At 73.1% G+C, this 26,457-nt stretch carries 25 protein-coding genes; 13 read left to right on the forward strand and 12 right to left on the reverse strand.

Features of this window, described 5'->3' with window-relative positions; genetic code table 11:
• Positions 1-337: 337 nt before the first annotated feature.
• The gene (locus ACFYR0_RS06170) at positions 338-1,066 is read right to left on the reverse strand and encodes a lysophospholipid acyltransferase family protein (protein ID WP_389322402.1); all 729 of its coding nucleotides are present in this window, start codon (positions 1,064-1,066) and stop codon (positions 338-340) included.
• A 410-nt stretch (positions 1,067-1,476) separates the two neighbouring features.
• Between ACFYR0_RS06170 and ACFYR0_RS06175 the strand changes: the two genes are divergently transcribed.
• The 4 genes from ACFYR0_RS06175 (at position 1,477) to ACFYR0_RS06190 (ending at position 4,608) form a co-directional block, all read left to right on the forward strand.
• Positions 1,477-1,845, forward strand: coding sequence for a TlpA family protein disulfide reductase (locus ACFYR0_RS06175; protein WP_389322404.1), 369 nt, complete (start codon positions 1,477-1,479; stop codon positions 1,843-1,845).
• Between the two features lie 220 nt (positions 1,846-2,065).
• On the forward strand, positions 2,066-2,575 hold the full coding sequence (locus ACFYR0_RS06180; protein ID WP_389322406.1) for a flavin reductase family protein: 510 nt from the start codon (positions 2,066-2,068) through the stop codon (positions 2,573-2,575).
• A 218-nt stretch (positions 2,576-2,793) separates the two neighbouring features.
• Positions 2,794-3,582 (forward strand): electron transfer flavoprotein subunit beta/FixA family protein, encoded by a 789-nt coding sequence (locus ACFYR0_RS06185; protein WP_389322408.1) that lies wholly within the window; start codon positions 2,794-2,796, stop codon positions 3,580-3,582.
• A 51-nt stretch (positions 3,583-3,633) separates the two neighbouring features.
• Positions 3,634-4,608 (forward strand): electron transfer flavoprotein subunit alpha/FixB family protein, encoded by a 975-nt coding sequence (locus tag ACFYR0_RS06190; protein ID WP_389322410.1) that lies wholly within the window; start codon positions 3,634-3,636, stop codon positions 4,606-4,608.
• 100 nt (positions 4,609-4,708) lie between these two features.
• Here ACFYR0_RS06190 and ACFYR0_RS06195 read toward each other — a convergent pair whose 3' ends face one another.
• Positions 4,709-5,611, reverse strand: coding sequence for an endonuclease/exonuclease/phosphatase family protein (locus ACFYR0_RS06195; protein ID WP_389322412.1), 903 nt, complete (start codon positions 5,609-5,611; stop codon positions 4,709-4,711).
• A 156-nt stretch (positions 5,612-5,767) separates the two neighbouring features.
• Between ACFYR0_RS06195 and ACFYR0_RS06200 the strand changes: the two genes are divergently transcribed.
• On the forward strand, positions 5,768-7,063 hold the full coding sequence (locus tag ACFYR0_RS06200) for a DUF6986 family protein (protein ID WP_389322791.1): 1,296 nt from the start codon (positions 5,768-5,770) through the stop codon (positions 7,061-7,063).
• A 13-nt stretch (positions 7,064-7,076) separates the two neighbouring features.
• Here the strand turns inward: ACFYR0_RS06200 and ACFYR0_RS06205 are convergent, their stop codons facing one another.
• The 3 genes from ACFYR0_RS06205 to ACFYR0_RS06215 all read right to left on the reverse strand — a co-directional run bounded on the left by ACFYR0_RS06205 (position 7,077) and on the right by ACFYR0_RS06215 (position 10,204).
• Positions 7,077-7,883, reverse strand: a complete 807-nt coding sequence (locus ACFYR0_RS06205; RefSeq protein WP_389322414.1) for an alpha/beta fold hydrolase — start codon at positions 7,881-7,883, stop codon at positions 7,077-7,079.
• 460 nt (positions 7,884-8,343) lie between these two features.
• A complete protein-coding gene (locus ACFYR0_RS06210; RefSeq protein ID WP_389322416.1) occupies positions 8,344-9,147 on the reverse strand; it encodes a hypothetical protein in 804 nt (267 codons plus the stop codon).
• 7 nt (positions 9,148-9,154) lie between these two features.
• The gene (locus ACFYR0_RS06215; RefSeq protein ID WP_389322418.1) at positions 9,155-10,204 is read right to left on the reverse strand and encodes a LacI family DNA-binding transcriptional regulator; all 1,050 of its coding nucleotides are present in this window, start codon (positions 10,202-10,204) and stop codon (positions 9,155-9,157) included.
• 199 nt (positions 10,205-10,403) lie between these two features.
• Here ACFYR0_RS06215 and ACFYR0_RS06220 point away from each other — a divergent pair, with 199 nt between their 5' ends.
• From ACFYR0_RS06220 to ACFYR0_RS06230, 3 genes are all read left to right on the forward strand, one after another.
• Complete coding sequence (locus ACFYR0_RS06220) at positions 10,404-11,351, forward strand: ROK family protein (RefSeq protein ID WP_389322420.1); 948 nt, start codon at positions 10,404-10,406, stop codon at positions 11,349-11,351.
• Positions 11,352-11,495: 144 nt separating this feature from the next.
• Entirely contained in the window at positions 11,496-11,699 is a 204-nt protein-coding gene (locus ACFYR0_RS06225; RefSeq protein WP_389322422.1) for a hypothetical protein, read from the forward strand.
• 143 nt (positions 11,700-11,842) lie between these two features.
• Positions 11,843-12,892 carry an NUDIX domain-containing protein gene (locus ACFYR0_RS06230; protein ID WP_389322424.1) on the forward strand — a complete coding sequence of 350 codons (1,050 nt, stop codon included), beginning with the start codon at positions 11,843-11,845 and terminating at the stop codon, positions 12,890-12,892.
• A 190-nt stretch (positions 12,893-13,082) separates the two neighbouring features.
• Here ACFYR0_RS06230 and ACFYR0_RS06235 read toward each other — a convergent pair whose 3' ends face one another.
• Positions 13,083-14,438, reverse strand: a complete 1,356-nt coding sequence (locus ACFYR0_RS06235; RefSeq protein WP_389322426.1) for a dipeptidase — start codon at positions 14,436-14,438, stop codon at positions 13,083-13,085.
• A gap of 249 nt (positions 14,439-14,687) precedes the next feature.
• Between ACFYR0_RS06235 and ACFYR0_RS06240 the strand changes: the two genes are divergently transcribed.
• The 3 genes from ACFYR0_RS06240 to ACFYR0_RS06250 all read left to right on the forward strand — a co-directional run bounded on the left by ACFYR0_RS06240 (position 14,688) and on the right by ACFYR0_RS06250 (position 18,096).
• Positions 14,688-16,067: a geranylgeranyl reductase family protein gene (locus tag ACFYR0_RS06240; protein WP_389322428.1), complete on the forward strand. Its 1,380-nt coding sequence runs from the start codon at positions 14,688-14,690 to the stop codon at positions 16,065-16,067.
• A 113-nt stretch (positions 16,068-16,180) separates the two neighbouring features.
• Positions 16,181-17,434, forward strand: a complete 1,254-nt coding sequence (locus ACFYR0_RS06245; RefSeq protein WP_389322430.1) for a sensor histidine kinase — start codon at positions 16,181-16,183, stop codon at positions 17,432-17,434.
• Positions 17,431-18,096, forward strand: coding sequence for a response regulator (locus ACFYR0_RS06250; RefSeq protein ID WP_389322432.1), 666 nt, complete (start codon positions 17,431-17,433; stop codon positions 18,094-18,096). The genes ACFYR0_RS06245 and ACFYR0_RS06250 overlap by 4 nt, the downstream gene beginning before the upstream one ends.
• Here ACFYR0_RS06250 and ACFYR0_RS06255 read toward each other — a convergent pair.
• Both ACFYR0_RS06255 and ACFYR0_RS06260 read right to left on the reverse strand, forming a co-directional pair.
• Entirely contained in the window at positions 18,057-18,344 is a 288-nt protein-coding gene (locus ACFYR0_RS06255; RefSeq protein WP_389322434.1) for a DUF6332 family protein, read from the reverse strand. The genes ACFYR0_RS06250 and ACFYR0_RS06255 overlap by 40 nt on opposite strands.
• A 78-nt stretch (positions 18,345-18,422) precedes the next feature.
• Complete coding sequence (locus ACFYR0_RS06260; protein WP_389322436.1) at positions 18,423-19,913, reverse strand: MFS transporter; 1,491 nt, start codon at positions 19,911-19,913, stop codon at positions 18,423-18,425.
• Between the two features lie 85 nt (positions 19,914-19,998).
• On the opposite strand from ACFYR0_RS06260, the gene ACFYR0_RS06265 reads away from it, so the two are divergent.
• The gene (locus ACFYR0_RS06265) at positions 19,999-20,403 is read left to right on the forward strand and encodes a MarR family winged helix-turn-helix transcriptional regulator (RefSeq protein WP_389322438.1); all 405 of its coding nucleotides are present in this window, start codon (positions 19,999-20,001) and stop codon (positions 20,401-20,403) included.
• Positions 20,404-20,413: 10 nt separating this feature from the next.
• On the opposite strand, the gene ACFYR0_RS06270 is transcribed toward ACFYR0_RS06265, so the two are convergent.
• A complete protein-coding gene (locus ACFYR0_RS06270) occupies positions 20,414-21,151 on the reverse strand; it encodes a maleylpyruvate isomerase family mycothiol-dependent enzyme (RefSeq protein WP_389322440.1) in 738 nt (245 codons plus the stop codon).
• Between the two features lie 257 nt (positions 21,152-21,408).
• Here ACFYR0_RS06270 and ACFYR0_RS06275 point away from each other — a divergent pair, with 257 nt between their 5' ends.
• Positions 21,409-21,861, forward strand: a complete 453-nt coding sequence (locus ACFYR0_RS06275; protein WP_389322442.1) for a phospholipase — start codon at positions 21,409-21,411, stop codon at positions 21,859-21,861.
• Positions 21,862-21,951: 90 nt separating this feature from the next.
• On the opposite strand, the gene ACFYR0_RS06280 is transcribed toward ACFYR0_RS06275, so the two are convergent.
• The 3 genes from ACFYR0_RS06280 to ACFYR0_RS06290 form a co-directional block, all read right to left on the reverse strand.
• The gene (locus tag ACFYR0_RS06280) at positions 21,952-23,457 is read right to left on the reverse strand and encodes an amidohydrolase (RefSeq protein WP_389322444.1); all 1,506 of its coding nucleotides are present in this window, start codon (positions 23,455-23,457) and stop codon (positions 21,952-21,954) included.
• A 28-nt stretch (positions 23,458-23,485) separates the two neighbouring features.
• Complete coding sequence (locus ACFYR0_RS06285) at positions 23,486-25,315, reverse strand: glycoside hydrolase family 15 protein (protein WP_389322446.1); 1,830 nt, start codon at positions 25,313-25,315, stop codon at positions 23,486-23,488.
• 281 nt (positions 25,316-25,596) lie between these two features.
• Complete coding sequence (locus ACFYR0_RS06290; RefSeq protein ID WP_389322448.1) at positions 25,597-26,376, reverse strand: DeoR/GlpR family DNA-binding transcription regulator; 780 nt, start codon at positions 26,374-26,376, stop codon at positions 25,597-25,599.
• Between the last annotated feature and the right edge of the window lie 81 nt (positions 26,377-26,457).

Raw genomic sequence — 26,457 nt, forward strand, 5'->3', positions numbered from 1 at the left:
CTGCGCGACAGGTACCCCAAGGATCACGGGACGTGGGTGACAGGGACCTGAGGGGTCGCGAGGCCTTGCGCGACACGTACCTGAAGGGGTGCGGGGACCTGGGCGACACGTACCTGAAGAGTCGCGAGGCCTTGCGCGACACGTACCCGAAGGGGTGCGGGGAACCGCGCGACCAGCCCACGCCAACCCGCACCCCGACGACGGCCCCAGCCCCGGCACCAACCCGCCCAGCCTCCGCAGAGGCCACCGCATCGCGACGTCCCCGAAGGGGCGCGGGGAACCGCGCGACCGGCCCGCGCCACCCTGTCGGCCGGGGCCCGGCGTGCCCGGCACCGGGTCAGCGCGACTCGGCGGCCTTCACCTGCTCCGGGGTCGGCGCGGTGCCGCCGAGGTGGGCGGGCAGCCACCAGCTGTCCTCGGGGCCCTTGGGGCGGGCCGGGTAGGCGCGCTGGGCGGCGTCGAGGAGTTCCTGCACCCGCTCGCGGACCTGGCGGGTGAGGGCACCGGCGTACTTGTCCTTGGAGGCCTCGATCGCCTCGCCCACCCGGATGGTGACCGGGATGTGGCTGCGCTTGAAGTTGCGCGGCCGGCCCTTGGTCCACAGCCGCTGCGTGCCCCACACGGCCATCGGGATCAGCGGCACGCCCGCCTCCTGGGCCATGCGCGCGGCACCGGACTTGAAGCTCTTGAGGGTGAACGACTGCGAGATCGTCGCCTCGGGGAACACCCCGACCAACTCGCCGGAGCGCAGCGACCGCAGGGCGTGCTGGTAGGCCGCCTCGCCCTGGGCGCGGTCCACCGGGATGTGCTTCATACCGCGCATCAGCGGGCCGGAGACCTTGTGGCGGAAGACCGACTCCTTGGCCATGAAGCGCACCAGCCGCTTCTGCGGCAGCGCCGACAGGCCGTTGAAGACGAAGTCGAGGTAGCTGATGTGGTTGCTCACCAGCACGGCACCGCCCGACCGGGGGATGTTCTCCGACCCCTGGCAGTCGATCTTCAGGTCCCAGGCCTTGAACAACGTCAGGGCCAGACCGACGACGGGACGGTACACAAGCTCTGCCATGGGTGGGACGGACCCTTTCTGCTCTGCCTGGGAAAGGGGCTCCCGGCCGAAAGTTACGGAGCCGTAGGTTTACGGCATGTCGCAGATCGTGCCCGAAGAACGCGTGGGGAGCCAGCCCGCGTGCCCGACCCGGGCGAGATCCTCGTCACGTCCACCTCGCGCTTTTAGCTTCGCTTTACTCCGGGCGTACCCATCAGCCACGCCCGAACCAGGGACATCTCGCGTACCGGCCGGTGGGCTTGTCACACCATCGGCGGTGTCCCCGTCGTCTCTCCGTCCGCCGTCCCGCGAGGGCGGTTCCAGCGCCCCGCAAGCGGGACGCGACGGGAGTGCGGGAATCATTGCGGTCGTGTGAACGCTTCAGCTCAGGACGACAAGGGCGGAAGACGGTCGCGGCGGGCGTCCGCGAGGTGACGTTCCGGCGGCGGAAGGGGAGAGCGCGGGTGCGCGGGCGCGACGAGGGGACGGTGCTCGGTCCGGCCGAGCTGGGCGGGGAACTGGGGGAGAGGGCCACGCTGGTGCAGTTCTCCAGCGCCTTCTGCGCGCCCTGCCGGGCCACCCGCAGGGTGCTCGGGGAGGTGGCGGCCATGGTGCCCGGCGTCTCGCATCTGGAGATCGACGCCGAGGACCGGCTGGAACTGGTCCGTGCGCTGGACATCCTGAAGACCCCGACCGTGCTCGTCCTGGACGCCGGCGGGCGGGTGGTCCGCCGGGCCTCGGGGCAGCCCCGCCGGGCGGACGTGATCGCGGCTCTGGGCGCCGCGGTCACGGGTGGGTGAGGGGGCTTCGCATGGTTCGTGACGTGCGCGTGAACCGGCTCCCACATGGCGGTACGTACTTGACTGCGCCCGCCATCCGTCGTCAGCCTGACGTCCATGCCATCGGAACTCCTTCTGTTCAGCCGGGTGCACGTCGACCTGGCGCGCACCGCGAGCGCGCGCTGTCCGGGCTGCTGAGCTCCCGCGACCCGCTCGTTCCCACCATCAGAAGGACAACCCCATGACGGCCACGTCCGACCTCGGCACCCCCCGTCTCGCCTCCCCCGAACTCCTGCGCTCCGTCTTCCGGCGGCATGCCGCGGGTGTCGCGGTCATCACCGCGTGCGGCGCCGCCGGCCCCGTCGGTTTCACTGCCACCTCGCTCACCTCCGTCTCCGCCGAGCCCCCGATGATCTCCTTCGGCATCGGCACCGGCGCCTCCAGCTGGCCCGCGATCGCCGAGGCCGGGCATGTCGGCGTCCACATACTCGGCGAGCACCAGCAGGACCTGGCCGCCACGTTCGCCCGCAGCGGGGCCGACCGCTTCGGCCCGTCGACCGCCTGGCGCGAGGGCCCCGAGGGGGTGCCTCTGCTCGACGGCGTGCCGGCCTGGCTGGTCGGCCGGGTCGCCGCCCGGGTGCCGGCCGGCGACCACCGGCTCGTGCTGGCCGAGGTGCTCCTCGGGGACCCGACGGGCGCCGGCCGCCCGCTCCTGTACCACCAGGGGCGCTTCACCGCTCTGCGGGATTGATCACGCCTGGGCGATTCTGCGAAGCGGTCCGATTCCGGTTACGCTGCGTTGCGAAGGTCACAGTTCAAAGCGCTTGCTTAGCGGGGAAGAACTGGGTGTACTGACGAGTAATATTTCGGTCGGAGCGCCGGATCGCCCCGACCGGGATCGGCCGCTTGAGGCGCCTATGCTGCCTGCAAGAGGCAGCCGAGAAATGACGATGCAGTAGGAGAGCCGGCGTGAGCTTGAGGATCGTTGTCACTGTGAAGTACGTGCCCGACGCCACTGGCGACCGGCACTTCGCCGATGACCTGACCGTCGACCGCGACGACGTGGACGGCCTGCTCTCCGAGCTGGACGAGTACGCCGTCGAGCAGGCGCTTCAGATCTCCGAGAACTCGGACGACGACGTCGAGGTGACCGTCCTGACGGTCGGCCCCGAGGACGCCAAGGACGCGCTGCGCAAGGCGCTGTCGATGGGCGCCGACAAGGCCATCCACGTCGAGGACGAGGACCTGGAGGGCACCGACGCCATCGGCACCTCGCTGGTGCTGGCGAAGGCGATCGAGAAGGCCGGCTTCGACCTGGTCGTCTCCGGCATGGCCTCCACCGACGGCACCATGGGCGTCGTCCCGGCCCTGCTCGCCGAGCGTCTCGGTGTCCCGCAGGTGACCCTGCTGTCCGAGGTCTCCGTCGAGGACGGCACCGTCAAGGGCCGTCGTGACGGCGACGCCGCCTCGGAGCAGCTGGAGGCCTCCCTGCCGGCCGTCGTGTCGGTCACCGACCAGTCCGGCGAGGCGCGTTACCCGTCCTTCAAGGGCATCATGGCCGCGAAGAAGAAGCCGGTTCAGTCCTGGGACCTGTCGGACCTGGACATCGACGCCGACGAGGTCGGCCTGGAGAACGCCTGGACCGCGGTCGACTCCGCGGCCGCGCGTCCGGCCCGCACGGCCGGCACGATCGTCAAGGACGAGGGCGAGGGCGGCAAGCAGCTCGCCGAGTACCTCGCGAGCCAGAAGTTCATCTAAGGCTCGACACGCCGACCGCCCCTCAACTTCGTTACGCAGGAGAGCAATCCCATGGCTGAAGTCCTCGTCTACGTCGACCACGTGGACGGTGCCGTCCGCAAGCCGACCCTCGAGCTGCTGACCCTGGCCCGCCGCATCGGCGAGCCCGTCGCCGTCGCGCTGGGCAACGGCGCCGCCGACACCGCGGCCGCCCTCGCCGAGCACGGCGCGGTGAAGGTCCTCACCCACGACGCGTCCGAGTACGCCGACTACCTGGTCGTCCCGAAGGTCGACGCCCTCCAGGCCGCCGTCGAGGCGGTTTCCGCCGGGGGCTCCCTGGCCGCCGTGCTGGTGCCGTCCTCCGCGGAGGGCAAGGAGATCGCCGCCCGTCTGGCGCTGCGCATCGGCTCCGGCATCATCACCGACGCCGTCGACCTCGAGGCCGGCGACGAGGGCCCGGTGGCCACCCAGTCGGTGTTCGCCGCGTCCTTCACCACCAAGTCCCGTGTCTCCAAGGGCACCCCGGTCATCACGGTCAAGCCGAACTCGGCCGCCGTCGAGGCCGCCCCGGCCGCCGGCGCGGTCGAGGCGCTCGCCGTGACCTTCTCCGACAAGGCCACCGGCACCAAGGTCACCGCGCGCACCCCGCGTGAGTCGACCGGCCGTCCGGAGCTGACCGAGGCCGCGATCGTCGTCTCCGGCGGCCGTGGCGTCAACGGCGCGGAGAACTTCGCGATCGTCGAGGCCCTCGCCGACTCGCTCGGCGCGGCCGTCGGTGCCTCGCGCGCCGCGGTGGACGCCGGCTGGTACCCGCACACCAACCAGGTCGGCCAGACCGGCAAGTCGGTCTCGCCGCAGCTGTACATCGCCAACGGCATCTCCGGCGCGATCCAGCACCGCGCGGGCATGCAGACCTCGAAGACCATCGTGGCCGTCAACAAGGACCCCGAGGCCCCGATCTTCGAGCTGGTCGACTACGGCGTCGTCGGCGACCTGTTCGACGTCGTCCCGCAGCTCACCGAGGAGATCAACACCCGCAAGGGCTGATCACCTCACCTCCTGATCTCCGTCAGGCTGTCCGAGGCCCCCGTGACCCGCACCGGTCACGGGGGCCTCGCCATGTCCCCGGGCGCCGCCCGCGCGGCGTTCACCCCAGGGTCAGCGTCACCTGCACGGGCAGATGGTCGCTCGGGAACTGCCCTTCCACGGCGAAGGTGTTGACCGACGCGCGGTGCGTCACGACGCCCGGGGTGGCGAGGATCCAGTCGATGCGGTCGCCGTCCGGCACCAGCGGCCGGTACCCGTGGAAGGTGCCGTACAGCGGCCCCCGCTCGGCCGCCGTGTCCCAGGTGTCCACCAGGCCCGCCGCCAACAGGCCGGCGTGGACCGGGTTCCGGTGCGCCGCCACGTTGAAGTCGCCCGTCACCAGCAGCGGCAGGGCCGGGTCCAGCGCGCCGACGCGCCGGGCGACGAGTGCGGCGGCCTCGAGGCGGGCGCTCTGGCTGCGGTTGTCGAGATGCGTGTCGAGGACGTGGAACTCCCGCCCCGCGTCGGTCAGATCGCGGAAGCGGACCCAGGTGGCCATCCGGACCGAGGCCCCGCCCCAGGTGTTGGAGGCGATCACCTCGGGTGTGCCGGACAGCCAGAAGTGGTCGTAGGCCACGGGCGCGAGCCGGCGGGTGTCGTAGAAGACGGCCATGAACTCGTCCCGGCTGCCGCCCGCGCGGCCCGTGCCGATCCAGTCGTAGTGCGGCGCGAGGTCGGCCTCGATGTCCCTCAGCTGCTGGTAGAGGCCCTCCTGGGTGCCGATCACATGCGGGCGCTCGCGGCGCAGCAGGGCGCGCAGGACGGGGCGGCGGACGGTCCAGCTGTGGGGTTCGGCGGTGCTCGCGAAGCGGAGGTTGAAGGACATCACGCGCAGCGTGCGGCGGGGTTCGTCCGTCGAGGCGGCGGAGACGGACAGTGCTGTACTGGAGGCGGGCACGGTGACCGCGGCGGCCAGGGCGGTCTTCAGGCCCAGACGGCGGGTGACGCGACTGCGGTGCGGCACGGGTACTCCTCGGGGAGAAGGACGACCGGACGAGTCGGTGCGCTGGAGAGTGTGGCAGCTACCCGTGAGCTGAGGTGTTGACCGGCCGGAAGTCCCCGGATAACTTCATTCAACGGATTGTTGATTCCGTAGTGCGGAAAATTGGAGGACGTGGGAATGGGCCAGGGCCAGCAGGAGCAGGTGGCGACGAGCCTCGCGGGCACCGTCGGCGAGGAGATCAGCGCCTCCCTCGCGGAGGTCGACGCGGAACTCGAGCGCGTCTACCCCGGGGACCCCGGCACCCGCCAGCCCGTGCACACCGTCTACGTACCCGGCGACGTCTTCGCCGCCGACACCGTCCGCTCCTGGGGCGACCGGGCCCTCGCCGCCCTCGACGAACACGCCCCGGACGCGGCCTCCTTCGCCGCCGTCCTCGGCCTGGCCGGCGAACTGGCCGAGCCGGTGTACTCCCGCGTCCGCGCGAAGCTGGAGCGCGAGCCGATCGAAGACCTGCGCGTCGACTTCGAGGACGGCTACCAGGGCGGCCACGAGGACCGGGACGCCGCCCGCGCCGCCCGCCTCATCGCCGAGGCCTACCGCGACGGCAGCGCCGCCCCGTACATGGGCATCCGCATGAAGTGCATGGAGGCCCCCGTCCGCGACCGCGGCATCCGCACCCTGGACGTGTTCCTCACCGGCCTGGTGGAGGCCGGCGGACTGCCCGGCGGACTGGTCCTGACCCTGCCCAAAGTGACCTACCCCGAGCAGGTCACCGCCATGGTCCGGCTACTGGAGGCCTTCGAGAAGGCGCACTCCCTGGAGCCCGGCCGGATCGGCTTCGAGATCCAGATCGAGACCAGCCAGTCCATCCTGGCCGCCGACGGCACCGCCACCGTCGCCCGGATGATCCGGGCCGCCGAGGGCCGCGCCACCGGCCTGCACTACGGCACCTTCGACTACAGCGCCTGCCTCGGTGTCTCCGCCGCCTACCAGGCCGGCGACCACCCTGCCGCCGACCACGCCAAGGCGGTCATGCAGGTCGCGGCGGCGGGCACCGGCGTACGCGTCTCGGACGGCTCGACCAACGTCCTCCCGGTCGGCCCCACAGAGAAGGTCCACGACGCCTGGCGCCTGCACTACGGCCTCACCCGCCGGGCCCTGGCCCGCGCCTACTACCAGGGCTGGGACATGCACCCGGGCCACCTTCCCACCCGCTACGCCGCCGTCTTCGCCTTCTACCGCGAGGGCTTCGAGCAGGCCGCCGCCCGCCTCGCCCGCTACGCCGACCGCGCCGCGGGCGACGTCATGGACGAGCCCGCCACCGCCAAGGCCCTCGGCGGCTACCTGCTGCGCGGCCTCGACTGCGGCGCCCTGGACATCGCCGAGGTCGCCCGGCTGACCGGCCTGACCCGGGCCGACCTGGAGGGGTTCGCGGCGCCGCGGCGCGGCGACCTCACGGCGTCCGCCGAGTAGGGCCCGCCCGGCCTCAGGCGGGCCCGGGGACCGTCGCCTCCGCGCGGCGGACAGGGAACACGGTCGGTACGGGATCGTTCCCGAGGAAGTCGAGGACGATCCGGTTGACCACGGCGGGCTTCTCCATCGTCAGCAGGTGCGAGGCCCCGGGGACGACGGCCAGCTCGGCCCCGGGGATCGCGCGGTACAGCGCGATCGTGTGCTCCAGGGTGAACATGTCGTCGTCCCCGGCCATCACCAGGACGGGCACCGTGATCCGGGCCAGATCCTCCGTGGAGAGGTCCGGCTCCACGCGGTACATGTCGAGCAGCCGGTCCGCGACCACCGGCCAGTGCTCCGGCCCGTCGGGCGACACGGCGACGTACATCTCGCGGAACGGCGCCATGTCCGGACTGGCCGCCGTCATATGGTCGAGCAGCCCCGGCACCGCCGAACACTCGCTCGGCGGGCGGAAGTTCGCGCCGATCGCCACGACCTTGCGGACCACGTCCGGGCGGGTGATCGCGACCAGCAGTGCCACGATCGCGCCGTCGCTCCAGCCGACCAGATGAGCCGGGCCGCCGACCATCATCTCGACGAAGTCGGCGGTGTCCCGGGCCATGTCCTGGTAGGTGAGCGGCCCGGGGACGTCGGGCGTGCGCCCGTGCCCGCGGCGCTCGGGCAGGAAGACGTGGTACTCCGCCGCGAGGGGGGCGCGCTGCGGGTCCCAGGTCTCGTTCGTGCAGAACCCGCCGTGCAACAGCAGCAGCGGCGGCTCACCGGCCGTGCCCTCGGTCTCGTACCACGTCCTGACGCCGGGAAGATCCACGTAGTCGCCCATGGCCGCCGGCTCCCTCCGGAGTGCCCCCGCTCACGGCCAGTGTCCGCCGCCCGCGGAGCCGCCCGCAACGCGAGCGGCCACCGGGCCGCGCACCGGTGCTCACGCGCGGCCGAGCCGTCCTCCAGGGCGGGTTTCGAAAGTCTCGCCTGCGCTGCGGCGCCTGGCACGCACTCCCCCTGAGGGGCCCCAGCGGCGTTGCCGAAACGCCCGAACAGCTCCGCTGTCAGGGCGCTCCGGCGCCTTGCGCTCGCACGCACCGGACGCCGCGGAGCCCGCCCTTCAGGCGGACGGGCCTTTCGAAACACGCCCGAGGGCCCTCCTGACGGCTCTCCGCGGCGTCGTGACGCCCGGCACGCACTCTCCCCCACCGCCTCAAGGGCGTGGGAGGTACCCCCAGCCGCACGCCGATCGCCCGCACCGGACGCCGCTCCTTCTTCCACGGAGACCCATCAGAAGGGCCCTAGTGTCCTTCCGGCGCGTCCGTGCCGCGCCCGGCCGGTACGTACGCCTCCAGCCCGGACCGCGTCACCAGCCCCTCCTCCGCGAACAGCCGCGTGCCGTGCTCGCACAGCGCCGCATCGGCCCGCGCCCGCGCGACGAACTCCTCCGGCGTCGTCCCGAACAGCTCCCTCAACCGGGGCAGCCCGGCCAGCAGCCCGGTGAGCAGCTCCCGCTGCCCGGGGTGCGGCCGGGGCGTGCCGCCGCCGTCGTGCAGCACCCCGCGCCGGTTGACGTACGCGTACACCCCCGGCAGCGTCCGCCCGTCCTCCAGCTTCACCGGCACCTCCGCCGCGGGCAGCCAGGCCCGGCGGAAGTTGCCGGCCGGCAGCGGCACGCCCTCGCTGGCGTCCACCACCGCGAGCTGTTCGCCGTCCAGCCATGCCACGAACAACTTCCGCACGGCGCCCGGCGCGCGCAGGGGTGACGCCGAGACGTATCCCATCCGGCTGACATGCGCGGAGACGCCCACGGCGAGGCCGGTGACCCGGACCTTCACCATCGGCACGGGCGCCGAGAGCCCGGCCCGGGCCATCTTGCGGCCCAGCTGGCCGGGCGAGGCGTTGGACCCGACCGCGAGCACCGGGGTGCGGTCCGGGTGGACCAGCCGGGTCAGCGGCCACAGATGGCCGTCGTCGAGCAGCCCGGACCGCCGTGGCCACACACCGGGATAGCTCAGCGGGTCGTCGTGCGGTACCCCGGAGAGGCCCAGGGCCTCCAGCGTGTGCCGTTCCGGGTCCGGGGCGGCGGCCGTGTCCGGGTCCATGGACACCTCAGTCCGCGGGCGGCAGCTCGCCCGAGCCGCGGGCGATCAGACGGGTGGGCAGCTCGATCCGCTCGGGCGCGACCAGACTGCCGTCCAGCTGACGGAACAGCCGCTCGGCGGCCGTGCGGCCCAGCGCCGCGGCGTCCTGCGCGACCACGGTCAGTCCGGGGCGCAGCAGGTCGGCGAGCTCGATGTCGTCGAAGCCCACCAGGGCGACAGCGCGCGCGTGCTCGGCGAGGACCCGGACGACCGTGACGGTCACCCGGTTGTTGCCGGTGAAGATCGCCGTCACCGGTTCGGAGCCGGAGAGCATCTCCTCGGCCGCCCGGCGCACCCGCTCGGGGTCGGTCGCCCCCAGGGACATCCAGGACCCCGCCACCGGTATCCCGGCGTCCTCCATGGCCGCCCGGTAGCCGCGCAGCCGCTCGGCCGCGGTGTGGATACGGGGCATGTCGCCGATGAACCCGATCCTGCGGTGCCCGTGCGCGATCAGATGGGCGACACCGTCCCGGGCCCCGCCGTAGTTGTCCGACAGCACCACGTCCGCGTCGATCCGCCCGGCCGGGCGGTCCACGAACACCGTGGCCACGCCCGCCCTGATCTCCGGCTCCAGATAGCGGTGGTCGTCACCGGCCGGGATGACGACCAGGCCGTCGACCCGCCGCGCGCACAGCGCCAGCGCCAGTTCCTGCTCCCGCTCGGGCTCCTCGGCGCTGGAGCCGTTGATCAGCAGCGCGCCGTGGGCGCGGGCCACCTCCTCCACGGCCCGGCTGAGGGGGCCGTAGAAGGGGTCGGCGAGGTCCTCCAGGACCAGGCCGATGCTGGCGGTGCGGCCCTTGCGCAGCACACGGGCGCTGTCGTTGCGCCGGAAGCCGAGCGCCTCGATGGCGTCCTGCACCCGCCGCTCGGTGTCGGGGGTGACACCGGGCTCGCCGTTGACGACGCGCGACACCGTCTTCAGGCCGACACCGGCCCGTGCGGCGACGTCCTTCATCGTCGGGCGGGTCCCGTAGCGGGCTGCGGAGAGCCCGTCGGCTCGGCGGATGGCATCGGCCACGGTGGGGTGTCCTGTCCTGTGATCCTCGGGGGTGCGTGGATTCGTGGATTGTATGAGGATGTGGCGTCGAGCATAGAGCCTGGACAACGTTGTCATGGTCGGGGGACACTGTCCGACGCATACTTCGACCGCGCGCCCCACCGCCGGACAGACCTGCGCATTTCCTGCCCATTCCCACGGCTGACGGGGAGAACCGACCTTGACGCACACCGCCCTCGTGGCCGCTCTCGACATCGGCGGCACCAAGATCGCCGGTGCCCTGGTGGACGGTGACGGCCGGATACGGGTGCGCGCCCAGCACCCGACGCCCGCCCGCAAGGACGGCGACACGGTCATGGACGCCGTGCGGCAGGTCCTCGCGGAACTCGCCGCCTCGCCCCTGTGGCGGCGCGCCGACGCGGTCGGCATCGGCAGCGCGGGACCGGTGGACGCCTCCACGGGCACGGTCAGTCCGGTCAACGTCCCCGGCTGGCGCGACTACCCGCTGGTCGACGGCGTCCGCGAGGCGACCGGAGGGCTCCCCGTCGAGCTGATCGGCGACGGCGTGGCCATCACGGCCGCCGAGCACTGGCAGGGCGCGGCCCGCGGCCACGACAACGCCCTGTGCATGGTCGTCTCCACCGGCGTCGGCGGCGGTCTGGTCCTCGGCGGCCGGCTCCACCCGGGCCCCACCGGCAACGCCGGGCACATCGGCCACATCAGCGTCGACCTCGACGGCGACGCCTGCCCCTGCGGTTCGCGCGGCTGTGTCGAGCGCATCGCCAGCGGTCCCAACATCGCCCGTCGCGCCCTGGACGCGGGCTGGCTGCCCGGCCCGGACGGTGACGTCTCCGCCGCCGCGGTCGCCGCCGCTGCCCGCTCCGGCGACCCCGTCGCCCTCGCCTCCTTCGAGCGCGCGGCGCAGGCCCTGGCCGCCGGCATCGCCGCCACGGCGACCCTCGTCGAGATCGACATCGCCGTCGTCGGGGGCGGTGTGGGCAACGCGGGCGACATCCTCTTCACGCCCCTGCGCAAGGCCCTCGCCCACTACGCCACGCTCTCCTTCGTACGGCGGCTGAAGGTGGTGCCCGCCCGGATGGGCACGGACGCCGGGCTGGTGGGCGCGGCCGCGGCGGCACTGTCGCGGAGGGCCGCCGCGGGCGTGTGAGCAGGGTGTGCGGCGAGGTGGCCCCCTTCGTGGCGGAACGGTTCCGCCACGGTGGCGCCGCGGGCGGCCCTGGCCTTCGTGCGACGGCCCTGACCTTCGTACGACGGCCGTGACCTTCGTGCGGCGGGTGCCGTTGAGTCCGGCATGAAGAAGCGCAGCATGCTCGCCATCGCCTCCCTCGCCACCGGCTTCGTCGTCGCGGCGGTCACCCCGTCCCACGCCCTCGGCGACGACCTGGGCGACCTCGACGTGAACGGCACCCTCAGCACCCTCGACCGCACGATCGCCAGCGACAGCCTCGACGTCGACGAGTCCGCCCTCGGCGGCCAGGGCGCGCACAACGGCTGACGGCCCCGAACGCCGTCCCCGGGGCGCCGGATCTCCCGCCGGGAGGTCCGGCGCCTCACTGTTCGCAGGCACTCAACTGCGCCTGGTTTCCGTGGCAGGGTGGAACGGGCAAGCCACTGGGGGCCAACAGAAGAGGGGGAATCGTGACCGTCGTCTGGATCAACGGCGCGTTCGGTGCGGGGAAGACGTCCACCGCACGGGAACTGATCGACCTGATCCCGAACAGCACGCTCTTCGACCCCGAACTCATCGGAGGGGCACTCACACACCTGCTGCCCGCCAAACGACTCGCCGAGACGAGCGACTTCCAGGACCTGCCGATCTGGCGCCGGCTCGTCATCGACACGGCGGCCGCGCTGCTCGCCGAGCTCGGCGGCACCCTCGTGGTGCCCATGACCCTGCTGCGCCAGGAGTACCGCGACGAGATCTTCGGCGGTCTCGCCGCCCGCCGGATCGCCGTACGACACCTCGTACTGACCCCGGCCGAAACGATCCTGCGCGAGCGGATCGCCCGACGCGAGGTCCCACCGGACCTGCCCGACGGCGAGATACGCATACGCCAGTGGTCCTACGACCGGATCGAGCCCTACCGGGCCGCCCTGGCCGGCTGGCTCTGCGCCGACGCCCACCCCGTCGACAACGGCACTCTCACACCCCACGAGACCGCCGTGCGCATCGCCGACGCCGTCGCCTCCGGCACCGCGCCCGCCTGCGCCATCGTGCAGACCGCCCAGCCCACCGCCGAGACGGTCGCCTCGGGCGTCCTGCTCTTCGACGAGCACGACCGCGTCCTGCTCGTCGACCCCACGTACAAGCCCGGCTGGGAGTTCCCCGGCGGGGTCGTCGAACCCGGCGAGTCACCCGCCCGCGCCGGTGTGCGCGAGGTCGCCGAGGAGACGGGCATCCGGCTGGCGGACGTACCGCGCCTCCTGGTCGTCGACTGGGAACGCCCGCAGCCCCCCGGCTACGGCGGGCTGCGGCTCCTCTTCGACGGCGGCCGGCTCGACCGCTCCGCCGCCGAACGCGTGCTGCTGCCCGGCCCCGAACTGCGCGCCTGGCGCTTCGTCACCGAGCAGGAGGCCGCCACCCTGCTGCCGCCCGTGCGCTACGAACGCCTGCGCTGGGCCCTGCGGGCGCGCGAGCGCGGGGCGGCGCTGTACCTGGAGGCGGGCGTCCCGGCCGGGAACGGCTGATCGGCGCCGCCGCGCGGGAACGCGGTACCCGTACGGCCGTACGCGGCCCGCCGCGGCCGGGGCGTACGCCAGGCCGCGCCCGGCACCCGCCACCCCCGTCCCTCCCGGCGGCCGGAGCATCCGCCGCCGAACCGCTCCCGGAGGAGGAAGGCGCGGGGCCCCACCCGGTGAGGCCCCGCGTCCCACGGCGTCAGCGCGCCGCGTAGTTGCGCAGGAACAGCGCCTCCGCCACCGACAGCCGCTCCAGCTCCTGCGGCGACACGCTCTCGTTCACCGCGTGGATCTGCGCCTCCGGCTCGCTCAGGCCGATGAGCAGGATCTCCGCGTCCGGGTAGAGCGAGGAGAGGGTGTTGCACAGCGGGATCGACCCGCCCTGACCGGCGTACTGCATCTCCTCACCCGGGTAGGCGACCGCCATCGCGTCGGCCATCGCCTGGTACGCCGGGCTGGACGTGTCCGCGCGGAACGGCTGGCCCTGGCCGATCTGCTCCGTCGACACCCGGGCGCCCCACGGCGTGTGTGCCTCCAGGTGCGCGACGAGCAGCTCGGTGGCCTCGGCCGCGTCGGCGCCCGGCGGCACCCGCAGACCGATCAGCGCGCGGGCGCTCGCCTGCACCGACGGCGTGGCGCCCACCACCGGCGGGCAGTCGATGCCGAGCACGGTGGCCGAGGGCCGCGCCCAGATCCGGTCCGCCACCGAGCCCGAGCCGATCAGGCCCACACCGTCCAGCACCTTGGCGTCCTCGCGGAACTGCTTCTCGTCGTAGGCGAGCCCGTCCCACGACGGCCCCTGCCCGAGCCCGTCCACGGTCGTCGTGCCGTCCTCGGCCCGCAGCGAGTCCAGCACGCGGATCAGCGCCGCCAGCGCGTCGGGCGCCGCGCCGCCGAACTGGCCGGAGTGCAGGTTGCCCTGGAGGGTGTCGACCCGCACCCGCAGCGTCGTCATACCGCGCAGCGTGGTCGTGACGGTGGGCAGGCCGACCCGGAAGTTGCCCGCGTCGCCGATGACGACGGTGTCGGCCTTCAGCAGCTCCGGGTGCGCCTCGGCGTACTGCTGGAGACCGCCGGTGCCCATCTCCTCCGAGCCCTCGGCGATGAACTTCACGTGCACCGGGACACCGCCGTTCGCCTTCAGGGCGCGCAGCGCGAGCAGGTGCATGATCACACCGCCCTTGCAGTCGGCGGCGCCACGGCCGTACCAGCGCCCGTCGCGCTCGGTCAGCTCGAACGGCGGCGTGCTCCAGCGCGTCTCGTCCAGCGGCGGCTGCACGTCGTAGTGGGCGTACAGCAGGACCGTCCGCGCGCCCTCGGGGCCGGGCAGGTAGCCGTAGACCGACTGGGTGCCGTCCGGCGTGTCGAGCAGGGCCACGTCCTCGAAGCCCTCGGCCGACAGCGCGTCCGCGACCCAGCGGGCAGCTCCCTCGCTCTCGGACCTGGGGAACTGGTCGAAGTCCGCCACCGATTTGAAGGCCACCAGCTCGGCGAGTTCCGCCTTCGCCCGGGGCATCAGCTCGGTGACGGTCTCGGCGACCGGATTCGACGACATGGGCACGCTCCTCGTAGGTGCGACGTTGGACGTATGGGTAGCGCGATCCTGTCACAGTGACCTGCGGCGGGACCCGGGCGCCGGGTCCCGCCGACCATGGGGAACAGCACGTTTCGGCCGGGGCGCGACGGCTGGGCAGCGGGTGACGGACCACGCGACGGGGGCATGGTCCTCGGGACGGGCACCGGGCCCGCCGTAGGATGCGCAGGACAGAAGCGACAGGCGGCTGGACCGGGAGCAGTAACCATCGTGAGCAGCGAGAACTCTTCGGCGGACGACGAGCGGCAGGTCTGGGACGTCGTCGTGGTGGGCGCGGGACCCGCGGGGGCCTCGGCCGCCTACGCGGCCGCGGTCGCGGGACGACGCGTGCTGTTGCTGGAGAAGGCCGAACTGCCCCGTTACAAGACATGCGGCGGCGGCATCATCGGCCCCTCGCGCGACGCGCTGCCGCCCGGCTACGAACTGCCCCTGCGCGACCGGGTGCACGCGGTCACCTTCACCCACAACGGCCGCTTCACCCGCACCCGGCGCTCCCGGCACATGCTCTTCGGACTGATCAACCGCCCCGAGTTCGACCAGCAGATCGTCGAGCACGCCCAGAAGGCGGGCGCCGAACTGCGCACCGGCGTCACCGTCTCGCGCGTCGAGCAGCACGGCTCGGCGGTGCCGGACCGGCGCACGGTCGCCGTCGTCCTCCAGGGCGGCGAGACCGTCCTGGCACGGGCCGTCGTCGGCGCGGACGGCAGCGCCAGCCGGATAGGAGCACACGTCGGCGTGAAGCTCGACCAGGTCGACCTCGGCCTGGAGGCGGAGATCCCCGTCCCGCAGACCGTCGCCGACGACTGGAAGGGCCGCATCCTGCTCGACTGGGGCCCGATTCCCGGCAGTTACGGCTGGGTCTTCCCCAAGGGCGACACCCTGACCGTCGGGGTGATCTCCGCGCGCGGCGAAGGCGCGGCCACCAAGCGGTACCTGGAGGACTTCATCGGCAGGCTCGGCCTCGCCGGGTTCGAACCGAGCGTCTCCTCGGGGCACTTGACCCGCTGCCGTGCCGACGACTCGCCGCTCTCGCGCGGACGCGTGCTGGTCTGCGGCGACGCGGCCGGGCTGCTCGAGCCGTGGACCCGCGAGGGCATCTCGTTCGCCCTGCGCTCCGGGCGGCTCGCGGGGGAGTGGGCCGTGCGCATCGCCGAGGCGCACGACGCCGTCGACGCCCGCCGCCAGGCACTCAACTACGCCTTCGCCATCAAGGCGGGGCTGGGCGTCGAGATGGCCGTCGGCAAGCGGCTGCTCGCCGCGTTCGAGCGCCGCCCCGGGGTCTTCCACGCCGGTCTCACCGGTGTGCGTCCCGTGTGGCGGGCCTTCATGGACATCACCCGTGGCCGGACCTCCCTCGGGGAGATCGTCCGCAACCGGCCCGTCGTGCAGCGGATGCTGGTCCTGCTCGACCGGGGGGTGGCCGGGGGGCCCGCGGCGGGGTCCGGTTCCGGGGCCGCCGCCGGGCCCGCTTCCGGTGCGGAGGGTGCCGGAGCGCCTGGCGAGGAGGCCGGGGCGGCTGGGGAGTCCGGAACTTCCGGTGGTTCCGGGGCCTCGGGGGCTTCCGACGCCCCCGGGGGCGTCACTTCCTGATCCTGGTGAGGTGGGGACACCGTCCCCACCTCACACGTACTTCCCGGGGAGTACGTGTGATCACCACGCCCGGCTGACGCCCTCGGCGCCGTGCCCGGTCTAGCGTGGCGGGCATGGACGATCAGCGCGTGCGCCGGGGGAGACCATCGTGGGGTCCGCCGCCGTGGGTCCTGGAACACCGGCGCCGGGAGCGCCGGTGGCCCTGGCCCTCGACGCTGCTGATCACCGTCTTCGTCATGGCCGGCTCCTCCTACGCCGCTCACGAGCAGGCGGGGGAGCGGGCGGACCTCGACGTGTTCGGACGGGTGCTGCTGGTGCTGGCCTGCGGTCAGTTGCTGTGGCGGCTGCGCCGCCCGGTGCCGGTGGTGTTCGGCACGGCGGCCACCGCGGCGGTCTATCTGGCCGCCGGGTATCCGTACGGCCCGGTGTTCCTCACGGTCGCCGCGGCCTGCTTCAGCGCGGTCGTGGCGGGGCACCGCAGGGCCGCCTGGGCGGCGGTCGGCGCGCTGTGGGCCGCCCATGTGCTGGTGGCGCACTGGCTGTACCGGTGGCTTCCCCCGTCGGGCGACTCCGCGGCGTCCTGGGGGCAGGAGGCGGTGATCGCCGCCTGGGTCGCCGCGGTCGTCGCGCTGGCGGAGCTGGTGCGGGTACGCCGTGAGCAGTGGGCCCGTGAGCGGGCCGAGCGGGCCCAGGCGGCCCGGCGGCGCGCGGACGAGGAACGGCTGCGGATCGCCAGGGAGCTGCACGACGTCCTCGCGCACAGCATCTCGGTGATCAATGTGCAGGCGGGCGTGGGTCTGGCCCTGCTGGACAGCGACCCGGAACAGGCGCGGGCCGCGCTCACCACGATCAAGTCGGCCAGCAAGGAGGCGCTCGGCGAGGTCCGTCAGGTGCTCGACACCCTGCGCACCAAGGGTGACGCCCCGCGCGCGCCCGCCCCCGGCCTGGACCGGCTGCCGGAACTGGTGGAACAGGCGGCGGGCGCGGGTCTCACGGTCACGGTGGAGGGCGAGGTGCCCAGGCTGGCGCCGGGCGCGGACCTCGCCGCGTTCCGGATCGTGCAGGAGGCGCTCACCAACGTCGTACGGCACTCGGGGTCCCGCCGCGCGCGCGTGGTGCTGGATCAGGGCGACGGGTCTGCGCCCCGGACGGACGACGGGCGGGCGGGCGGGCCGGTGCTGCGGCTGCGGATCGACGACGACGGTCCGGCGACCGGCGCCGACGCGGGCGGCAGCGGGAACGGCCTGGCCGGGATGCGGGAGCGGGCGGCGGCGCTGGGTGGCACGATCGAGGCGGGGTCCCGGCCGGACGGCGGCTACCGGGTGCTCGCGGTACTGCCGTTGCGAGCCGAGGAGGACGACCGGTGATCCGAGTGCTGCTCGCCGACGACCAGTCGCTGGTCCGGGCCGGCTTCCGGGCGCTGCTGGACGCGCAGCCGGACATCGAGGTGGCCGGGGAGGCCGCCGACGGCGACGAGGCGCTGCGACGGGTGCGCGAACTGCGCCCGGACGTCGTGCTGATGGACATCCGGATGCCCGTGCTCGACGGTCTGGCGGCCACCCGGCGCATCACCGGGGACGAGGAGCTGAGGGACGTCAGGGTGGTCATGCTGACGACGTTCGAGCTCGACGAGTACGTCTTCGAGGCGATCCGCTCCGGGGCCTCGGGCTTCCTGGTCAAGGACACCGAGCCGGAGGAACTCCTGCGCGCGGTGCGGGCGGTGGTGGCGGGCGACGCGCTGCTGTCGCCGGGCGTGACCCGGCGGCTGATCGCGGAGTTCGCGGCCCGTTCCAAGGAACCCGCGGCGGCCGGCGCGCTGGGCCGGCTGACCGAGCGGGAGCGGGAGGTGATGACCCTGGTAGGCATCGGGCTGTCCAACGAGGAGATCGCCCGGCGCCTGGTCGTCAGCCCGCTGACCGCCAAGACCCATGTCAGCCGCACGATGGTGAAGCTCGGGGTGCGGGACCGGGCCCAACTCGTGGTGCTGGCCTACGAGTCGGGGCTGGTGCGGCCGGGCTGGCTGGGCTGAGCCGACCTCCGGAACCGCATCAGCACGGACACCACGCGGACGGCGAAGAGGACGGGCGCGACCACCAGCGCGGCGCGGACCAGGAGGGTCTCCAGCGGGCCGGGCAGATCGAAGAGGAACGCCGGTCCGGCGACCGCCCCGAACACCACCGCGGCCGCGAAGGCCGCGCTGAAGAGGGCGTATCCGATCTCGACGGTGATCGCGTCCCGTTCGGCCTGTGTGCGGCGCCGTCCCCCGTGCGTGGTCATGCTCCCGAGTGAAACAGCCGGGTGCCCGGCGGGGCAAACGGCCCCGCCGGGCACCCGTGGGAGGCGGCGTCCCCCGACTCAGTCGCGGACCGCGACGCGGTCCGCGCCCGCCTCCTCGGTGGTGGACCTGGCGACGACGACGGAGTGCGCCGGACGTCGGACCCGCAGTCCGGTCAGGGTGACCAGCAGTCCCGCCGCGGCGATCGCGGCGATCACGACCAGGCCGGGCCGGTAACTGTCCAGGACCGCCTGCGGGGTGGCGGTCTCCGGGGCGCCCGCGGTGACCACCGCGGTGACCACGGCGAGGAAGATCGCACCGCCGACCTGGACGGAGGTGTTCAGCAGTCCGGAGACCATGCCCTGCTCGTGGTCCTCGACCCCGTTGGTGGCCTGGATGTTGAGCGAGGGGAAGACCAGCGCGCAGGCTGCGCCGATCAGCAGCATGCTCGGCAGGATGGCGACGGCGTAGACCGGGTCGAGGTCGACCCCGAGGAACAGCGCGTATCCGGCGACCATCAGGGCGAAGCCGACCGCGATCAGCCGCTGGGTGCCGAACCGGTCGACGATCGAGCCGACCTTGGTGGAGGAGACGGCCACCAGCGCGCCGGCGGGCAGGAACGCCAGCGCGGTGTGCAGCGCGGACCAGCCGAGCAGCGACTGCATGTACAGGGTGACCAGGAACTGGAAGCCGACGTACGAGCCGAAGAAGGCCATGGCGCCGAGCTGGGCGCGGATCTGGCTGCCGGAGCGCAGTACGCCGAGCCGGATCAGCGGCCCGGCCGAGCGGCGCTCGACGAGCACGAACGCGGTCAGCAGGACGGCGACGGCGAGGAAGGACAGCAGGGTGCGGGCCGAGGCCCAGCCGGATTCCGGGGCCTGGACGACGGTGAAGACGAGCAGCAGCATCGAGGCGGTGCCGAGGACGGCGCCGGGGATGTCGTAGCCGTTGTGGTTCCGTTCGCGGGTGCTGCGCGGCAGCAGCTTGAGGCCGGCCACGAGGGCGAGCAGCGCGATGGGCGCGGGGAGCAGCATCGTCAGGCGCCAACTGGCCTCCGTGAGCAGGCCGGAGAGCACCAGGCCCATGGAGAAGCCGGTGGCGGCGCAGGTGGTGTAGATGGACAGGGCCCGGTTGCGCAGGGGGCCCTCGGGGAACGTGGTGGTGATGATCGACAGGCCGGCCGGCGCGGTGAAGGCCGCGCTCAGGCCCTTGACGAAGCGGCTGGCGATGAGCAGGGGGCCGGAGTCGACCAGGCCTCCGAGGAGCGAGGCGAGCGCGAAGACGCCGAGCGCGACCAGGAACACCTGGCGCCGGCCGAGGAGGTCTGCGGTCCGTCCGCCGAGGAGCAGCAGTCCGCCGTAGCCGAGGATGTAGCCGCTGACGATCCACTGGAGGGTGGAGGTGGACAGGCCCAGGTCGGAGCCGATGGACGGGAGGGCGACACCGACCATCGACACGTCCAGGGCGTCGAGGAACATCGCGGCGCACAGCACCAGCAGGGTGCCCCACAGCCGGGGTGTCCATCGATCCGTCGCCGACGGGGCCGCGGGGATAGTGAGCGGAGAGGTCATGGCGACGACACTACATGCGCATACATCGAATGCAAGTGCATTTAATTCGGATGCAACAAAATCGGTTCCCTGCTACGGTGCGCCCATGGCGGCGAAGAAGGCCGGGCAGGCGCTCGTGGACCAGTGGCGGGACATCCTGGCGCTGCACGCCCGCACGCAGTGCGAACTCGACCGCGCGCTGGGCCGGCACGGCCTGTGTGCAAGCGACTTCGAGGTGCTGGACGTGCTCGCCGGGGTCTGCGCCTTCCGTGTCCAGGAGATCGCCGAGCGCGTCCATCTCAGTCAGAGCGCGCTCTCCCGGCTCGTCGCCCGGCTGGAGAAGTGCGGCCTCGTCGAGCGTGCTCTGTGCCCGGAGGACCGCCGTGGAGTACGGGTGGCGCTCACCGCGAAGGGGCGCGAGCTGCACGGCGCGGTGCTGCCGGTGCAACGGGAAGTACTGGCAAGGATGTTGGGGAGCCGGGCCGAGACGGGCGACGCGCGGCCGGTCTGATCCCGCGCGGTCAGCCGATCCCCGAGCGCTCGCGCCACAGATCGGCGAGCGCGCGGTCGCCCGCGATGTGCGGGACGGGCAGCCGGTTCCACAGGGCGAAGTACAACTCGTTCGCGGTGCCCGAGAGTTCGGCGTCGGCGGGCCCTTCCCCGTCGGGCGTGGTCACCGGCGGCTCCGGCGAGAGCCGTACGCTCCACACCGCGTCGGTGTCCGAACAGCGCACCCGCAGCGCACGCGGCACCTCGGTGCGGACCCGGCTGCGGCTGCGGGCGTGGAACCCGCGCAGCAGTTCGTCGATCCCGTCGGCCGCGAACTCCGCGTCCACCGGGTCCGGCGCGACGCCGAGCGCCGCCTGCGCGTCGAAGCGGTGCACGGTCGTCTCGTGGGCCTGCCGTCTGGTCCAGAAGGCCAGGGGCGAGGGGGTCGGGGCCGGGAGGAAGGTCCAGCACGCCACGTCCTCCGGCGCGTCGGCGAGCGTCGCCAGCAGCCGCCGGTGAACGTCCCGGTACCAGTCCGTCAGCTCCCTGCCGTCGAGGCCGGACGCCTCGTCGAACGGCCTGGGCCCGGTGATCCGCTCCCTGACGAACGCCTCGGCCCACACATGCACCGCACCCGTGTGCCGCACCAGGTCCCGTACCCGCCAGCCGGGACAGGTCGGTACGTCGGCGTCGGCCCCGGCCCGCTCCGCGGCGTCCGCGAGCAGCCGGCCCGCCAGGTCGAGGGCCTCGAGGTGGTGAGCGGTGTCCATGGGGGGAGTCTGCCCGACGGGATGCCGTCCCGGGCGGGGCGCGTCGGGTTTCCGTGGCTCGTTTTCCTGGACAATCGCCTCATCACGCCCTCGGCGGGGCTGTCGACAGTTGTTGAGTGACTGTCAAGTGACCATTGGCGACGGAGAGTTAACGGATCATTGAGGTTACCTAGGGGTATGTAGAAACCCCCTCCACCCATCATCTTGTCATGTACCTGCGACCCGATGGCCGGGTCGCAGTCTCATGGAGGTGTGGGATGCACCGCAGACTCGCCACCGGTCTGGCCGGATCGGCTTTCGCTCTCGTCACGGTCGTCGGCGTGGCCACCGCCGCCGAGGCCGCTCCCGCCGACAAGCCGCAGGTCCTCTCCAGCTGGACGCAGACCACCGCGTCCAGCTACAACCTCTGGGCCGCCGCGCGCTCGAACCAGTCCGCCTGGTCCGCCTACGGGTTCGACTGGTCCACGGACTACTGCTCCTCCTCGCCGGACAACCCGTTCGGCTTCCCCTTCAGCATGTCCTGCGCCCGCCACGACTTCGGCTACCGCAACTACAAAGCGGCCGGCACCTTCAGTGCGAACAAGTCCCGCCTCGACAGCGCCTTCTACGAGGACCTCAAGCGCGTCTGCAACAACTACAGCGGCGCCACCAAGACCTCCTGCAACAGCACCGCCTGGACGTACTACCAGGCGGTCCGCGCGTTCGGCTGACGCCCTCCGGCACGGGTGCGGCGGCGACCCGCAGACGCCGCCGCACCCGTCCGGGGGTCCGTCGTCGACGCCCCCTCCGCCCTTGGGGCCCTACGGCCCGAAGGTGAACCGGCCGGCCAGCAGGGTCGCGTGCACCGGCATCTCGCGGAGCGCGCGCCCGTCGGCCCCGAGCGGATCCGCGTCCAGCACCACCAGGTCGGCCGGGCCGCCCGCCTCGACCACGAGCCGCCCGCGGGTGGAGGCCGCCAGCGCCGCCCGCACCGGGATCCGTTGCTCCGGGTGCCATGCCGGGCGGTCGTCCCCGGTGCGGCCCACCGCCGCCGCGACGGTCAGCCAGGGGTCCAGCGGGGCCACGGGCGCGTCCGAACCGAACTCCAGCCAGGCGCCGGCGGCCAGCAGATCGCCGTAGGCGAAGGCGCGGCCCGTGCGTCCGGCCCAGTGCCGGTCGGCCACGTCCCGGTCGTCCACGGCGTGCGCGGGCTGCACCCCGGCCGTCACCCCCAGAGCGGCGAACCGCGGCACGTCCCCGGGCGCCAGCAACTGCGCGTGCTCGATCCGGCCCCGGCAGCCGACCGCCGCGAACGCGTCCAGGGCAAGGGAGTTGGCCCGGTCGCCGATCGCGTGCACCGCCGGTTCGACACCGTGCGCCCAGGCCCGTCGCATCAGCCGCAGCAGCTCCTCGTACGGCGTCTCCTGGAGGCCGTACGCCTCCGCCGTGCCCTCGAGACCCGGGTACGGGTCGGCGCACAGCGCGGTACGGGTGTTGAGGGACCCGTCGGCGAACAGCTTCAGCGGGCCGACCCGCACCAGACCGCCCGTGCCGGGCAGCACGTCCCCGGTGCGCAGTCCGCGCGCGATCGCGGCCTCCAGACGGTCCGGGTACACGGCGGCGTCGACCCGCACCGGCAGCGGGCCCGACGCGGCCCGCCGGGACCAGTCGGTGAGGTTGTCGGCGAAGTGGAAGTCGACGACACCCGTCACCCCGCGCGCGGCGGCGGCCCGCAAGGCCTCGGCGATCCAGCCGTCCAGCACCTCATCGGGCACCTCCGGCAGCGCCGACACCGCCCGGAAGCACTCGCCCTCACGCAGCAGCCCGCTCGGGTGCCCGGCGCCGCCGACCAGCGCGAGCCCGGCGGAGTTCAGCCACGCCGCGTGCAGATCGGCGCTCACCAGCGCGACCGGACGGTCCGGACACACCGCGTCCAGCAGCGACCTGTGCGGGGCGTCGGGCCACAGCCCGTCCCGGAACCCGTACCCGATGAGCACCTCTCCCTCGGGCAGCCCGGCCGCGTGACCCCGTACGGCGTCGGCGGCCGCCCGTGCCGAGTCCGCGCCGGACAGGTCCAGCCGGTGCCGCACGCTCGCCCACTGCGCGGCATGGACATGCGCGTCCCACAGTCCGGGGAGCAGCGTGCGGCCGTCGAGGTCGAGCACCCGGCCGCCGGTGACCGCGTCCTCGGTGACCGCGGCGACCTCGCCCCCGGCGATCCGTACCGAGCCGATCGGCCCGCCCGGCCCAAGCCGCACGTTGGAGAGAACCAACTCGCCTTCTTCATCATGGAGTTGTCGGGGCGGCAGGCCGTCGAGGCTCGTCATCCGGATGCTCCACGGGGTCGGGTCGGTCTCAGCCGAGGGCGCGGTCGAGGTTGAAGGCGGCGCTGATCAGGGCGAGGTGGGTGAACGCCTGCGGGAAGTTGCCCTGTTGCTCCCCGGTCTGCCCGATCTCCTCGGCGTACAGGCCGACATGGTTGGCGTACGTCAGCATCTTCTCGAAGGCGAGGCACGCCTCGTCCACCCGGCCGGCGTGCACCAGGGCCTCGACGTACCAGAACGAGCAGATGGAGAAGGTGCCTTCGTCGCCGCGCAGTCCGTCGGGGCTGGCCTGCGGGTCGTAGCGGTAGACGAGGGAGTCGGACACCAGGTCCTGGGTGAGCGCGTCCAGCGTGGACAGCCACTTGGGGTCGGTGGGCGCGATGAACTTGGTCAGCGGCATCATCAGCAGCGCCGCGTCCAGTACCTCGCCGCCCTCGTGCTGCACGAACGCGCGGCGGCTCTCCGACCAGCCCCCGCTCATGATCCGCCGGTAGATGGTGTCGCGGGCCTCGCGCCAGCGGTTGAGATCGGCGGGCAGTCCGCGCCGGTTGGCCATCCGGATGGCCCGCTCGATGGCCACCCAGCACATCAGGCGCGAGTACAGGAACTTCTTGCGCCCGCCGCGGGTCTCCCAGATGCCTTCGTCGGGCTGGTCCCAGTGCGCGCAGACCCAGTCGACGATCGCGCACACGTCGTCCCAGTGGTCGCTGGAGATCGGCCGGGCCCATTTGTCGTAGAGGTAGATCGAGTCGATCAGGGCGCCGTAGATGTCGAGCTGGAGCTGGTCGGCGGCCGCGTTGCCGACCCGGACCGGCGCGGAGCCGCGATGGCCCTCCAGATGGGCGAGTTCGCACTCGGGGAGGTCGGTGCGGCCGTCGATGCCGTACATGATCTGGAGCGGTCCGGAGGCGTGGCTCTCGCCCGGGGTGATGTGGTCGGTGACGAACCGCATGAACGCCTCGGCCTCGTCGGCGAATCCGAGCCGCAGCAGGGAGTAGACGCAGAAGGCCGCGTCGCGGACCCAGACGTAGCGGTAGTCCCAGTTGCGTTCGCCGCCGAGCTGTTCGGGCAGGCTGGTGGTGGCCGCGGCGACGATCGCGCCGGTGGGGGCGTAGGTGAGCAGTTTCAGGGTGAGCGCGGAGCGGTGCACCATCTCGCGCCAGCGGCCCCGGTAGCGGGACTGGGACAGCCAGCGCCGCCAGTACGCGACGGTCGCGGTGAACTGCCGTTCCGCCTCGGTGCGGGCGCAGCCGCGCGGGGCGACCCCGGGGCCGACCTGGTCCAGAGCGAACACCGCCGACCCGCCCTCGGAGAGCTTGAAGTCGGCGCGGGCGTCGGGGCCGTCGGCCTCCAGCGGCAGGGTCGCGGTCAGCGCGAGCGTGAGCTTCTCCGACTCGAAGACCGCCATCTCGCCGTCCAGGCGCAGGCTGTGGGGCTGGGCGCCGTAGTCGAAGCGGGGCGCCACCCGCACCCGGAACGGCACCGAGCCGCGTACGCACAGCACGCGCCGGATCAGGCGGTGCCGCTCGGTCTCCGCCACCGAGCCGTCGACGGGCATGAAGTCCTGGACCTCGCCGACGCCGTCCTCGGTGAAGAAGCGCGTGATCAGGACGTTGGTGTCGGGGAAGTAGAACTGCTTGGTGCGGGCCGGGCCGATCGCCGTCACCTCGAAGCGGCCGCCGCGCTCGGCGTCCAGGATCGAGGCGAAGACGCTGGGCGCGTCGAACGCCGGGCAGCAGTACCAGTCGATCGTGCCGTCGGTGCCCACCAGGGCCACACTGCGCAGGTCGCCGATCAGACCGTGCTCGGAGATGGGCGGGTACCGGGCGTCGGCCCCCTCGAAGCTGGTTGTCGCGGCCATCGCAGCCTCCTCGTCGGCTCGCACGGCGCGGCTTCCAGCTTAGGCGGGTTCCACAGGGGCCACCCCCGGGACAGGGGCGGCCCTCCGGGCCGGGGCCTCCGGCTGCGGGCGTCCTCACGGGCCCCCTGCCGACGTCCTCACGGGCCCCCTGCCGACGTCCTCGCGAGCACCCCTGCGGGTGTCCTCGGGGACGCCCCGGCGGGCGGGCCCGGGGCGCCCCGCCCCTCACACCACTCGTACCGCGACACCCGCCCGAAGCGGCGGACCGTCTTCGCGCGCTCTCACACCGCCCGTACCGCGACACCCGCCTCCTCGAAGCGGTGGACCGTCTCCGCGTCCACCGCCGAGTCCGTGACCAGGGTGCCGACCGCCTCGGCGGCGCAGATGCGGGCGAAGGCGCGCCGGCCCAGCTTGCTGGAGTCGGCGGCGACGACCACGCGCGCGGCGCGCTCGCAGAGCAGCCGGTTGATGGCGGCCTCGGCCTCGTCGTGCGCGGCGGCCCCGTGCGTGACGTCGAAGGCGACCACGCCGAGCACCGCCACGTCGAGGGTGATCTGACCGAGCACCCCGTCCGCGAGCGGCCCGGTCAGCTCGTACGACTGCGCCCGCGCGACCCCACCCGTCACCACGATCTTGAACTGCGGGCGCACGGCCAGCTCGTTGGCGATGTTCAGCGCGTTGGTGACCACGGTCAGCGCGGGCGAGCCGGAGGCGAGGTCGGCGCGCACGGCCAGGGCGCGGGCCACCTCGGTGGTGGTCGTGCCGCCGGTGAGGCCGACCGCCTCACCGGGCGCGATCAGATCGGCGACCGCGCGGGCGATGCGCTGCTTCTCCGAGGCGCGGCGGGCCGTCTTGTAGCGCAGCGGCAGCTCGTACGACACCCCGTGCACCACCGCGCCGCCCCGGGTGCGCACCAGCATCTGCTGCTCGGCGAGCTGGTCGAAGTCGCGGCGGATCGTCGCGGCCGAGACCTCCAGCTCGGCGGCCGCCTCCTCGACGTCCAGCCGGCCCCGCTCGACGAGCAGTTCCAGCAGCGTCTTCCAACGGGCGTCGCGCGACATCCGCACCTCCAACCAGCCCAGGGCGTGATCACCGCCGATTCCCGGTGACCCTAGCGCACCCGTCGCCGGCGTGGATGCCCA

Source organism: Streptomyces sp. NPDC005017 (assembly GCF_042873115.1).
GTDB lineage: Bacteria > Actinomycetota > Actinomycetes > Streptomycetales > Streptomycetaceae > Streptomyces.